The sequence below is a fragment of the Paenibacillus sp. FSL R5-0887 genome (genome assembly GCF_038002305.1).
GTDB lineage: Bacteria > Bacillota > Bacilli > Paenibacillales > Paenibacillaceae > Paenibacillus_AQ > Paenibacillus_AQ odorifer.
Genome location: NZ_JBBOCE010000001.1, coordinates 2,672,633 through 2,686,088, shown reverse-complemented (window position 1 = coordinate 2,686,088; position 13,456 = coordinate 2,672,633). Strand labels below are relative to the sequence as shown.

The following is a 13,456-nucleotide window of genomic DNA, read 5'->3' as shown; positions in this document are numbered from 1 at the left end:
GTTTACCTTTTTGGTAATTCGGGGGTTTTTGGTCTCTTATCGAGGGTTTGTATCGACAAGGAGAAGGAAATTATGAGTAATGTTACAGCTTCATCATCAACTAAGGTTGGCAGTACATCAGCGCTACGCAGTGGATTTTGGCTCGTTGTGATTGGTGCAGCATTATGGGGCGTTGATCCGCTCTTTCGTATCATCCTGTTAAAATCCTTAACCTCATCGCAAATTGTTCTTCTGGAGCATGTGGTGCTTTTCTTGGCTGCTTCACCTGTTCTTTGGCGTCACCGGGCGGAGCTTAAAGGAATTGGATTTCGCCAGATTGGTGCTTTATTGATTGTTTCATGGGGAGGCTCTGCCGGGGCGACGATTCTATTTACGATGGCACTTTCCAGTGGGGATTTGAATGCAGTGCTGTTACTGCAAAAGCTTCAGCCAATATTCGCTATCGGTCTCGCTGCTTTAATTCTTAAAGAACGTTTGCCAAAAAATTTCGGACCACTCATTGTGTTGGCGCTGGTAGGAACCTATCTGCTGACCTTTGGCTGGAGTATCCCTTTCGGACATGTGAATAACTTTATTGGGGTTAGCAGTCTGATGGCCTTGGGAGCAGCTGCACTGTGGGGGGGATCGACAGTCATGGGACGTTATCTGCTCGGTTCTATGAAATATGAGACAGTGACTTCGCTGCGGTTTATCCTTGCGCTTCCTTTACTTTTCGTTATTACTACGCTAGAAGGTGCTCCGTGGCAGATTCATGGCGGGTTTGGTGCATCGGCAGCTATTGCGGTTAATTTATTGCTGCAAGCTTTGCTGCCAGGACTTCTTAGTATGTTGTTGTATTACAAAGGACTTAGCACGACCAAAGCTTCCTTCGCCACATTGGCTGAACTCAGCTTTCCTATGACGGGAGTAATCATCAACTGGATTGTGTTCCAACAGCTGGTCACTATCCCGCAGATTCTCGGATTTGCCTTGATCTGGGTCGCTTTATTCTTTTTATCTAATCAACAGTCCAAACCACAAACGCTCTGAGCAGATTGAAGTGGAATGGTTCTACCTATATAAAGATGATTCGAAGCGGTATGGCTTTCGGATCATCTTTTTTTGTATGTGATTTTACTCCTTGCTTAGATCAAATCGACTGCAAAAACTGCTGAAATGTTTCTAACGTAACATATAGCAGAGTTAATAAAGCGTTTACAATTAGGGAGTGCACAAAATGACTGTGCTGCTGAGTACATAATCCATGATTAAATTATTTAGGAGGAAGCAGACATTGAAGAAATCATTTGTATTATTTATGATTCTGACCTTTCTTATTTCCCCTTTTACGTTTGGGCAGTCTGCTCAAGCGGCAGGAGATGAGAATATTGCCCTAGGAAAGCCTGCTATATCCGATAGTGAGCTTGCAGGATATGAAGCGGGTAACGCAGTAGATTCCGATGAATGGAACACACATTGGACGGCGAATGACGGGAGCTTTCCTCATTGGCTGGAAGTAGATTTGCAAGGTGCATATGATTTGTCAGGTGCAACCGTCATCTGGAATGCATGGAGTTACATTAATCAATATACGATTGAAGTATCACGTGATCATAAGGTATGGACAACAGTTGTGGACAAAAGTCAGAGCAGCAGTGTAGAGCAAACTCAGTACAATGCTTTTAAGCTGCGGAATGTTTCTTATGTAAGGGTCAACCTGACCGGCATCAACGGTGGAAAATGGGCAGCCATTAATGATCTGAAGGTCTGGGGTGTTCCCGCAGCCAGCGCGCCGCATGAGCCGGCACAGGGTGAAATACAAACTGTTCTGCCAGTACGGTTGGACACGGAAATTGGGCAAGCCCCTGAGCTTCCAAGTGTTGTAACTGTGGTATATAGCAATTCTGACACGGAGGATGCTCAGGTTGCTTGGGATGTGATCCCACCAGCAGAGTATTCCCGTCCCGGAACCTTTACAGTAAGCGGTTCTATCTCAGGTACTGTGCAGAAGGCAGTGGCGAAGGTAACAGTAGTAGGTGACAGCAGCACGCCTATTGTTGGATTTGAGAGTATAAATGTCAGCACAATTACGGATGTGCCTGCTTTATTGCCATCAGCGGTAACGGCTATATACGAAGATGGGTCAAGCAAACAGCTGCCTGTAACCTGGGATGACCTTACTGAAGCGGAGTACGCGGTTGAAGGAACTTACAGCGTAATGGGGAAAGTTGCAGGGACAGACCTACAACCCACAGCTGATATTCAGGTTACTCCGCTTGTGCTGCAATCCGGGTTCATAAAAGGTGCGGACATTTCCACACTGGAAGCGATTGAGGATGCCGGTGGAAAGTATTACGACAATGGAGTAGAAAAGGATTTGCTGGATATTCTTAAAAGCCGGGGTGTAAATTACATTCGGCTGCGTTTATGGAATGATCCTCAGGAAGCTGGCGGCTATAATGACCGTGAGCATGTTGTGGAAATGGCGCAGCGTGTCAAAGCCAAAGGCTTTAAGCTGTTGCTTGATTTCCACTACTCTGATTTCTGGGCTGATCCCGGAAAGCAAAACAAGCCGGGAGCATGGGCGGATTACTCCTATGATGAATTGAAGCAAGCGGTATATGACTATACCAAAGATGTTATGGATGAGCTAAAAGAAAAAGGAGCTTCACCCGATATGGTCCAAATCGGAAATGAGATTAATGGGGGCTTGTTATGGCCTGATGGCAAATCCTATGATCAAGAGAATGCTTTTGAGAAGGTTGTTCCGCTTCTGGAGAGCGGAGTGAAGGGAGTTAGAGACAGCGAGGGTGCAGGTCAGGATATCAAAATTATGATCCATCTTGCTGAAGGTGGCAAAAATGATATGTTTCGTTGGTTCTTTGACGAATTAACGCAGCGGAATCTTGATTATGATGTGATCGGCGCGTCCTTTTATCCGTATTGGAGCGGAACGATGGATAGCCTGCAGTTTAACTTGGACGATATCTCTAAACGATATGGTAAAGAAGTGATTGTGACGGAAACCGCGTATCCTTACACGCTGGAGGACGGCGACAATTTTGAGAATAACATCGCCCGCCAAGATCAGCTAGACGGCAGTGGCTTCCCAGCTACGGTTGCAGGTCAAATGGCTGAGGTCAAAACAGTAATGAATGTATTGTCCAAAGTACCCGATGGTAAAGGAACAGGCTTGTTCTATTGGGAACCAGCTTGGATTCCAGTGCAAGGTGTAGGCTGGAAGGTAGGCGAAGGAAATGCTTGGGAGAATCAGGCAATGTTCGATTTTGCAGGGAATGCACTCTCTTCATTAAATGTCTTCAAAACCCCGGTGGCCGGTGAGGGGGGCGAAGAGGAACCCGGAACGGGAGGGAATCCCGGCACTGGCGGGGAACCCGGAACGGGAGGGAATCCTGGCACTGGCGGGGAACCCGGAACGGGAGGGAATCCTGGCACTGGCGAGGAACCCGGAACGGGAGGGAATCCCGGCACTGGCGAGGAACCCGGAACGGGAGGAAATCCTGGCACTGGTGAAGAACCCGGAACGGGAGGAAATCCCGGCACTGGTGAGGAACCCGGAACGGGAGGGAATCCTGGCACTGGTGAAGAACCCGGAACAGGGGTTAATCCTGATCCTATCATCACCGTCAGAGATTCAAGCGTTGTAAATTCAGCAAATAAAGCAGTGGTCGAACATACAGCGGCAGGACAACTTCAGGTGAAGGCACAAGCAGGAATTTCCGGCATAGCTGAGATCACGCTAAGTATAGAGGATATCAATAAGGCGCTGTCGACGCTTCCGGCGGATGGAAAACTGGTTATTTCTGTTCTGCCATCGACGGGAGAGCTTAAGGGAGCAGTCGTTCATCTTCCGTTGAGTTCTATACTAGAGCAGGGCAAACATCCTCAAATAGTAATTGTATATGGGACGGCCTCTGTTACGGTTTCTACGGAAGCTAGTGCAGGAATTATTAAGACGGGAGCTAAGGAACTAACGCTCTCACTGGTTCAGGTAGCTACGCCAACCTTGCCTTCACCATTGGTAACTGGAGCAAAAGACTACCCGGCCTATAACATCCATGTGTCAGTAGACGGGACTTCTATCGATGTTTTCAAAAAAGGAGCAATATCGGTAGCCTTCCACTACAAGCTGAAGCTCGGGGAGCAGAGCCAGCGGATTGCTGTTTATTCGATACTTGCTGATGGAAAACTCGAAGTTATCAAAGCTGTGCGGTACAACCCAACCGCGGAACAGATTGTGTTTAATCCAAGTCATTTCAGCATTTATGCTGCGGGGTACGCAGAGGTGGGGTACACAGATTTAAAAGCAGCAGATTGGGCCACGTTAGCGATTGAATCCTTGACGGCTAAAGGGATCGTGCTAGGAATAGGAAACGGGATCTTTAATCCGCAAGGGGAGGTTACACGCGCTGAATTTGTCAGCATGCTGCTGTCCGCGCTGGAGTTAAATGCAGAAAGAGGAACAGGCAGTTTTAAAGATGTGAACCTTGATGCGTGGTATAGCTCTGCTGTGAATACTGCTGGGAAATTGGGTGTTGTACAAGGACATGCGGATGGCACTTTTGGCCCGAATGATAAATTGTCCCGTGAAGAAATGGCAGCTATTTCATACCGTGCGCTTAAGTTGGCGGAGAAAGTGAACGGTCAGACGGATGTGAACGTTATTTCTTTTAAAGATAAAGACCTGATCTCGTTGTATGCCAGTGAAGGGATAACAGCGCTTGCGCAGGCTGGGATTATCAATGGATTCGAAGATGGCAATTTCCGCCCGCAAGCCCATACAACACGCGCTGAAGCGGCTTACATCATACTCAATCTTTTGCAGCAATAATAGGCAGACAGGCAATAACTGTGCTCGAAAAGGCAGTTAGGGCCTGTCTTTACCACATTTTTTAGATATTTATCTTTTCGCAAGTAGGGATTGTTTGTACAATAGGGGCTATGACATTTGAGCCGGAGAGTGAAGGAACGTGTATAGATATAATTTATTTACCAAAATCGTGAGTATCATGGTCATTATGCTGATCCCGATAACCATCCTTTACTTCTATTCCAATAAAACGACCACGGATGTGCTGCGTACGGAGTTAAATACTTCGAATAATAATCAGCTTAGTTTTTTTCAGAATCAGGTAGAAAGTAATATGGAGTTATTGTCCTCGTGGCCGATTCTGCTGATCCATGATCCTGATATCCTCAGCCTTAAGGATACTTATCTGGAAAAAGGGCGTTTGAATCTGGATACGATAAACCTGATCAAACGGATTCAGACCAAAATCAGCATTCAAGAAAGCTCCTCCAATTGGAAGAGTAAGCTATATTTATACTCCCCGTCCATTCATCGTATGGTGTCTGAAAATGATGCGAAGTTATACGAAGATGAGGATCTGAAGCGGGAAGTGAAGTCGGGCTGGCATGTGGAGAAGATTGAAGGGCAGGAGGGTGACCGCTTCGTATTCTCATGGTTTTCTTTTACACCTTTTATGTCAGAATTCGCTCCGGAAAAAGTCAAAACGGTTATGAAGGTAGAGTTCGACAGCCGGAACATAGAGGATATGCTGGATAAATTCAAAAGTGATGGCAGAAGAGATCCTTTTTATTATAAGCAGGGAACAGGACTTATTTTTAACCGCAGTGCCGACAAGGTGTTAGCTAAAGAATTGGTAGACAGGCTGGAAGAGACCCAGCTGAAGCCTAGTGAGAATCGCACGGTCAAAATAGAAGGTGAATCCTACAGTGTAAATATCGTCTATTCGGACAAAATGGGCTGGTATTTGATCGACTATATGCCGCTGACTGAAATCCTACATCCGATCCTGACCTCTAATCGTTTATTTTATTTTGCGATCAGTGCTTTGTTGTTAATGAGCTGTCTCGTAGCCTATCTATTATATGTTCAAGTGCAGGTGCCTATAAGGTTATTGGTTGGAGGCTTTCAACGGTTGAAGCAAGGGGATTATTCTGCGCGAGTGGAGATTAAAGGGAAGAATGAATTCAGCTTCCTGTCCGGCCGGTTTAACAGTATGGTAGAACAGATTCAGATGCTGATCGAGAATGTGCTGATGGAGAAAATCCATGTTCGCGAAGCCCGCTTAAAGCAGCTTCAATCACAGATAAATCCACATTTTTTCTATAATTGCTTCTCTTTTATTACAAGTATGGCGAAGCTCGATAATATGGGGGCAGTCGTTGGGATGTCGCATAATTTGTCCCGATATTACAGATACACCACTCGTCAGGAACGTGATTTGGTTGCGCTGTCTGAAGAGGTGGAATTTGTGAATCATTATCTGGAGATCCAGAAGATGAGGATGAGCAGACTTCGTTATGAGATCAATATCCCACCGCAAATGCGCAAAAGAGAGCTTCCGCCGCTCGTACTGCAGCCTTTGGTGGAGAATGCGGTTATACATGGAATTGAGCCCGTCGCCAAAGAGGGACTGGTGCGGATTACGGGTTCCTGTGCAGGCAGAGAAATGACGCTTACGGTTGAGGATGATGGTCAGGGCATGACGCCAGAGAGAATTATAGAACTGGAAAATAAACTAAGCAGGGCGATGGATGAAGAAATGGGCTGCGGTTTATGGAATGTGCATCAGAGAATGCGGCTGCGTTTTGGGGAGACGTCTGGCTTGCGCATCTCGCCTTCTCCGCTTGGAGGATTACAGGTGACACTGCAGTGGTTGCTGCCCTACACAGACAATGAAATGGAATGACATCTAGGAGGGGAAAGAATGATAGAGCTGTTGTTAGTTGATGATGAGCCCTATGTTACGGAAAGTTTAGCTCGTACTATTCCATGGGCTGAAATCGGGGTAAAGCAGGTGCATCAAGCGGCATCGGGTGCTGAAGCTCTGCAAATTATGGAACAGCAGGCTATAGATATTATGGTTACGGATATTTCAATGCCAGGAATGACTGGCCTGCAATTAATTGAAGCCGTGAGCGAGAAATGGCCAAATATTCGGTCCATTTTATTGACAGGTTATTCCGATTTTCAATATGCGAAAAAAGCTATTCAACTGCAGGCATTTGATTATATTTTGAAGCCGGTAAGTGATGATGAGTTTATCAAAAGCGTATCCAGTGCGATTGAATCTTTGAAAGACGAATGGGAAGCTCATGATAGATATCATTTGCTGCTGTATAATCGCAAAGCCGATTACAGTGTTTTGCGGGCTAATCTGATGCACGAATTGCTTCTTGGCAGGGTGCTGTCTGAGCGGACGCTAGCCATTAAGCTGAAGGAATATGAAATCTCCTTCCAGCCGGATGCTGAAGCGGCGATGCTGCTGATTCAGCTGGGTAAACATTATGCCGCAATGGATCACCATTCGGTCTCTCTCATGGAATATGCGATCGGCAACATTGCCGAGGAGCTTTTTAAGGAACAGTTCCATGTCTGGTTCTGCAAAGCGCCGCATGATTGCTTGATTCTGCTTGTTGAATTAAAGCCGGCAGTACAGCAGGAATTGGAGCAAATGGCTAACTATGAAGCTGCAAGGCAGCAAATCCTAAAAGCGGTGATCGCGAATTTCCGAATTAGTGTAAGCAATTACCTCAAGGGTGAGATTTCACTGATTGTAACGGAGTGGTTCACCTTTCCAGAGGGGATGACGGCTGCCTATCGAAGCGGCCTTAGCTCGATGTATTTGGCAGCACATGATGAATCCAGCTCCGTGCTGTTTTTGGATGACCGCCAGCATCAGGAGACGATCAGCATCAAATCGCTCGAATGTCTTTATCGTCCACCTACACTCATTCATCTGTTGGAATCCAAACAATGGGATACAGCAAGGCAAAAAATTGCTGACGTGTTCCGGGATATGGAGAATGCACGGTTTTCCAGTGAACATCTGTACGAGGTCTTTCTATCGATAACGAATGCATTTATGTATATAGCGCATAAGAGTGGTCAGTTCATCTCCAAGATCGACCAATACGCTTTAGATCCGTTGTTGACGCAGAGTATTATTGTTTCTTTTGATAAGCTTAAAGATTGGGCGTTTGATATGCTCGATAAGCTTCAGAAGGAGCTATCCGAAAGCGATCAGAATACGAAAAGTTATATTATCAAGCAGGTGCATGAGCTGGTAGGAAACCATTCGGGGCATGAGCTGTCCGTCAAAACCATTGCCGATCATGTATATTTGCATCCAGTCTACTTGTCCAAGATTTATAAAGCTGAGACTGGGGAAGGACTAGGGGACTATATTATTCGGATGCGGATGGAACGGGCACTTTATCTGCTTAAAAATACGAATAAAAAAATCTATGAAATTACCTCTGAGCTTGGATATCAGAATCCGCAATATTTCAGTAAGATGTTCAAAAAACACTACAATATGACACCAAATGAATTCCGGGACGGATAGAGGTTGAGAAAGGTGCAGAAACCTTGTTTAAATGACGTATTCGGGCTCAGCGTCGTTCCCTATAATTAAAATGTAACCAACACTTATGGAATCCAAGGGGGAACAAAATGAGCGCGATGAAGAGAAAAAGATGGCTGCCGCTCCTGTGCATGAGCATGCTTTTGGCGGGTAGCCTTGCGGGCTGTTCAGGCAATAACGCTGCTAACAGTAAAGACACTGCTGGAGATAAAGCAGCTGGTGAAGCGACTGCAAATACAGCTTCCAATTCTGAAAACGCCTACAAGGATAAATACGATCCTGAGGTGACATTTACAACCGCATGGGGCGTGGACCCTGAGCTTAAATTCAAAAACGGTGAAAGCATTGAGAATAACGTGGCTACAAAATGGGCTAAAGAAAAATTCGGCATCAACATTAAGTCCCTTTGGTCCATCACAGATACGAACGGCGCATTTGGTACGAAGCTGCGTTTATCCATGTCTTCAGGTCAGGACATGCCTGATGTGGTAACCATCGGTACAGCCGACAACACGATTGCACAGGATTTGATCGATTCCGGCATGTATGCAGATGTAGGAACTTTGTTTGATAAATATGCTTCAGATACTTGGAAAGAAGCGATGGCACAGGATCCTAACGTTTGGAACCAATACAGCCGTGATGGCAAAAGAATGGGCCTGCCTGTTCTCGATTATGCATATAACCATGATTACATTCTGTGGATCCGCCAAGATTGGCTGGATAAGCTGAATATGCAAGCCCCTAAGACGATCGATGAGCTGGAAAAAGTGATGGATGCGTTCAAGAATCAGAACCCTGATGGTTTGGCACCAGACAAGGTAACTCCACTTAGTATCGGCTTCAAAACAACGATGAACACTTGGATGGGCGATCCATCTTGGATCTTTGGTGCTTACGGAACCTTGCCACAGCAATGGAATCTAGATGCTGATGGTAAACTAGAATACGGCTCAGTAAATGCTGGCATGAAGCAAGGGCTTGAAAAACTGAAGGAATGGTTGGCGAAAGGTTATATTCCTCAGGAAGCAGCTCTTTGGGATGAGAACAAAACTGCCGAACCAGCAGTTGCAGGTACAGCAGGGATTCTCCCGGGTCCTTACTGGATGAGCGGCTGGCCGCTTCAGGATACCGTGAAGAACTCTCCAGATGCAGTATGGGCTCCAATTGAAATTCCAGCGGGTCCAGATGGAAAGGTTATGCGTCATGGCACACAATTCACTAACGGTGTAACTTTGATCAGCACGAAAATGAAAAATCCAGAAGCCTTCTTTACTTATCAAAACTATCTGTTCGATAACTTTGCTAATCCAACGCCAGGCAGTGAACTGGATAACGGTCTTTTTGCAGGATATGACTATGAGCTAGACGCGAACGGCAAGATGATCGAAAATGATAAAATTGCTGGCGGTTATGTGAATAGTGTTCGTTATATGCTGGTTCGTGACGGTGCCCGGATCCCGGATGCCCAAATGAAAGCACTCCTTAACCTGGCAGATGGCGCAGAGCCAACAACCCGTCTGGAGAAGGACGTAGCTGTGAATTATGGTAAAGATACCCCTGCGGCTGCCAAAGTTCTGCTGGCGCAAGAGGATAAATCCTTTAAGAATATGTTCACAGGTCCTACGACCGAAACTATGAAATCGAAGATGGACTATCTGAACAAAATTGAGAACCAAACGTTTAATGAAATTATCTATGGCAACAAACCGCTGGATGCATTTGATTCCTTTGTAGCAACCTGGAAATCAGGTGGTGGCGATCAAATCACTAAAGAAGTTAACGAATGGTATGACAGCGTAAAATAAGGTTTGGATTTAGTTTGACTAGGTAAAAAGCAGTAAACGGGACCGTCTCTTCAGCCGTAGCATTAGGCTTTAGGGAGGGTCCCTGTTTGCGTTTGAAGTCTTCTTTTTTCAATGTGATAAAGAGATTGCTTTTGTACCATATATATTGGTTTTGCCCGCTATTTGAGGAATTCGGGCGTTGCTATAATTTGAGTATGGTTACAGAAGAACTTGACACGATATGGGGGACCAAGGATGAGAACACTAAAAAAAACATGGCCTTTTCACTTGATGTTATTGCCGGCGATGATATTCCTGATCATCTTCAGCTTTATTCCAATGGGCGGAATTGTGATGGCATTTCAGGATTATAAGCCATGGCTTAAAATTTCAGGCTCGGCATGGGTTGGATTGGACAATTTCCGTTATCTATTTGAACGTAATGACAGTATGCAGGTCATTTGGAATACATTGATTATTGCTGTTCTAAAAATGATTTTCAATCTGGCTGTACCGTTTGTATTCGCCATTTTGTTAAATGAGATTCGCAAGGTATACATACAGCGTACTATTCAGACACTGGTATACTTGCCTCACTTTTTATCTTGGGTTATTCTCGGCGGGATCTTGCTGGATTTGCTTGCTACAGATGGTTTTGTCAATCAGATCTTAGGCAGCATGGGCTTCAAACCAATCTTTTTCTTAGGCGATAACAACTGGTTCCGGTTCACAGTTATTCTCACAGATGTGTGGAAGGAATTTGGTTATAATACGATCGTTTTCTTAGCTGCTCTAGCAGGAATCAATCCATCATTATATGAAGCTGCTGAAATAGACGGCGCTAACCGCTGGAAGCAGACACGTTTTATCACAATGCCATCTCTATTGCCAATGGTTGTAGTGGTAGGTACCTTGGCTCTCGGAAATGTATTGAACGCAGGGTTTGACCAGATTTTTAACCTCTACAATCCACTGGTCTATCAGAAAGGCGATATTATTGATACCTTCGTGTACCGCACGGCTATTCTGAATGGTGAGATGGGCTTTGGTACGGCAATCGGACTGTTTAAGTCGGCCATTAGTATGATCCTAATTCTCGTCTCGTACAGTTTGGCTAAGAAGTGGGCAGGATATCGCATTTTCTAATCTACCAAAGGAAGAGGGAGACAACTTATGTATTACAAAACAAGAGGTTATCGTATATTCAACGTGTTTAATACTTGCTTTCTAATCCTGCTCGCACTGATGTGTATTGTACCTTTGATTCACGTGCTGGCTGTATCCTTTAGCGCGAAGTCGGCAGCGGATGCCAATTTGGTAGGATTATGGCCAAAGCAGTTCTCTCTGGAAGCTTATAAAAAGACAATAAACAATCCAATCTTTCTACACTCCATCTGGGTATCTGTTCAAAGAACCATACTCGGGACTGGACTTACACTTTTAATTACTTTTTTGGCAGCCTATCCGTTATCCAAAGAAAACTCAGCCTTCAAGGGCCGTAATGTTTACTCTTGGTTGTTCGTTTTCAGTATGGTGTTCAACGGCGGATTGATTCCATTTTACATTGTGATTCAAAAGATTGGTTTGATGGATTCCTTCTGGGTACTTGTTCTGCCAGGTGCGGTAAATACGTTCTTGGTGATTCTGATGCTGAACTTCTTCCGTGGTATTCCAAAAGATCTGGAGGAGGCCTCGCTAATAGACGGAGCCGGACATTTCCGTACGTTGTTCAGTATTTACTTGCCGATTTCTCTGCCGTCGATCGCTACGATTGCCTTGTTCAGCATGGTATTCCATTGGAACTCCTGGTTCGATGGACTATTGTATTTGAATAATTCCAAGCAATTTCCACTGGCGACATTCCTGCAGACGGTTATCATTCAACGGGATATGAGCTCCATGAGCATCAATCCAAAGGAAATGGAGCTGATCTCGCAGACGACGGTGAGAGCCGCGCAAATATTTATCGGAGCCGCTCCAATTTTGATCGTATATCCTTTCCTGCAAAAATATTTTGTTAAAGGGATGACACTTGGTTCTGTAAAGGAGTAGCAATGATGACAACCACATTTATCAATGGAATGGATATCTCGTTTCTGGATGAAATTGAGCAGGGTGGAGGAGCGTATTACAGCGGTGCTGAAGAGTCCGTTGAGAACGCTGAGGATTTGCTCTACATTCTGAAAGACAATGGCGTGAATGCCATCCGGCTGCGGATTTGGAATGATCCTCCGGGCGGCTTCTGCAATCTAGAACGTACGCTGATTATGGCTAAGCGAATTAAAGAAGCAGGACTTAACTTTCTGCTGGATTTTCATTATTCGGATAAATGGGCAGATCCTGCTAATCAATCGAAGCCAAAAGCTTGGGAGAACCTTGATTTTACGGGTTTAACATCAGCCGTGTATGAGTATACTCGTGAGGTTCTTGAGCTTTTGCAATCTCAAGGCACTATGCCCGACATGGTGCAGATCGGTAATGAGATTACTCCAGGCATGTTATGGAATGAAGGCAAGGTGGATGGTGAGTGGGATACTACGGAGCAGTGGGAACAGTTCATTACACTGGTTCAAGCAGGAATAGCGGGCGCAAAAGCTGTTGCTTCTGATTTGTCCGTCATGATCCATATTGACCGTGGTGCTGATCATCCAGCCAGCCGTAACTTTTATGATCGGTTTTTCGAGCATGGCGTAAATTTTGATGTGATCGGATTATCTTTTTATTCTTGGTGGCACGGCACGCTGGATGACTTGCGATCTAACCTGAATGAATTGGCGGTGCGGTACAATAAGGATATTATTGTTGTTGAAACAGCTTATCCTTGGACGCTGAATGCACCTGAAGGTTTCCCCTTAATAGTAAGTGAGGAAAAGCAGCTGCATGAAGGTTATCCGGCTACAGTAGAGGGACAGACTAAGTATATGAAAGATTTTATTAGTGTAATTGAGAATATACCTAACGGTAAAGGTATCGGGTTTTATTATTGGGAGCCAGCCTGGGTTCCTTCGCAAAAGGAATGGTCCGTGGGACATGAGAATGGATGGTCCAATCTGACCCTGTTTGATTTTGCGGGAGGGAAATTGGATTCGCTCGAATTCTGACGTATTTAGGATTGAAACAAGAAGACAGCTTAAGGTAATTACCTTGAGCTGTCTTCTTTTTAATTTCCAGAAGAAGGGTTAGCCTTTCCTGATACCTATAAACAAGCAACATTTCAGTATTTCAAGAAATTGATTCAGAGCAGCAAGAGTAAAAATAAGGCTTTACTCCCATACT

The 13,456-nt window shown here is 45.0% G+C and carries 8 protein-coding genes; all 8 read left to right on the top strand.

What is annotated here, in order from left to right; translation table 11 throughout:
* Positions 1–72: 72 nt before the first annotated feature.
* The 8 genes from MKY14_RS12150 to MKY14_RS12115 all read left to right on the top strand — a co-directional run bounded on the left by MKY14_RS12150 (position 73) and on the right by MKY14_RS12115 (position 13,281).
* Positions 73–1,029 (top strand): DMT family transporter, encoded by a 957-nt coding sequence (locus MKY14_RS12150; RefSeq protein WP_076104422.1) that lies wholly within the window; start codon positions 73–75, stop codon positions 1,027–1,029.
* Between the two features lie 244 nt (positions 1,030–1,273).
* Complete coding sequence (locus tag MKY14_RS12145) at positions 1,274–4,831, top strand: glycosyl hydrolase 53 family protein (protein WP_340976522.1); 3,558 nt, start codon at positions 1,274–1,276, stop codon at positions 4,829–4,831.
* A 139-nt stretch (positions 4,832–4,970) separates the two neighbouring features.
* The gene (locus MKY14_RS12140) at positions 4,971–6,716 is read left to right on the top strand and encodes a sensor histidine kinase (RefSeq protein WP_076127421.1); all 1,746 of its coding nucleotides are present in this window, start codon (positions 4,971–4,973) and stop codon (positions 6,714–6,716) included.
* A gap of 18 nt (positions 6,717–6,734) precedes the next feature.
* Positions 6,735–8,375 carry a response regulator gene (locus tag MKY14_RS12135; protein WP_076127424.1) on the top strand — a complete coding sequence of 547 codons (1,641 nt, stop codon included), beginning with the start codon at positions 6,735–6,737 and terminating at the stop codon, positions 8,373–8,375.
* A gap of 107 nt (positions 8,376–8,482) precedes the next feature.
* The gene (locus MKY14_RS12130; protein WP_076127426.1) at positions 8,483–10,201 is read left to right on the top strand and encodes an extracellular solute-binding protein; all 1,719 of its coding nucleotides are present in this window, start codon (positions 8,483–8,485) and stop codon (positions 10,199–10,201) included.
* Positions 10,202–10,435: 234 nt separating this feature from the next.
* The gene (locus MKY14_RS12125; protein WP_036676126.1) at positions 10,436–11,326 is read left to right on the top strand and encodes an ABC transporter permease; all 891 of its coding nucleotides are present in this window, start codon (positions 10,436–10,438) and stop codon (positions 11,324–11,326) included.
* A 27-nt stretch (positions 11,327–11,353) separates the two neighbouring features.
* The gene (locus MKY14_RS12120) at positions 11,354–12,232 is read left to right on the top strand and encodes a carbohydrate ABC transporter permease (protein ID WP_036676128.1); all 879 of its coding nucleotides are present in this window, start codon (positions 11,354–11,356) and stop codon (positions 12,230–12,232) included.
* A gap of 2 nt (positions 12,233–12,234) precedes the next feature.
* On the top strand, positions 12,235–13,281 hold the full coding sequence (locus tag MKY14_RS12115; protein ID WP_340033350.1) for a glycoside hydrolase family 53 protein: 1,047 nt from the start codon (positions 12,235–12,237) through the stop codon (positions 13,279–13,281).
* Positions 13,282–13,456 lie beyond the last annotated feature (175 nt).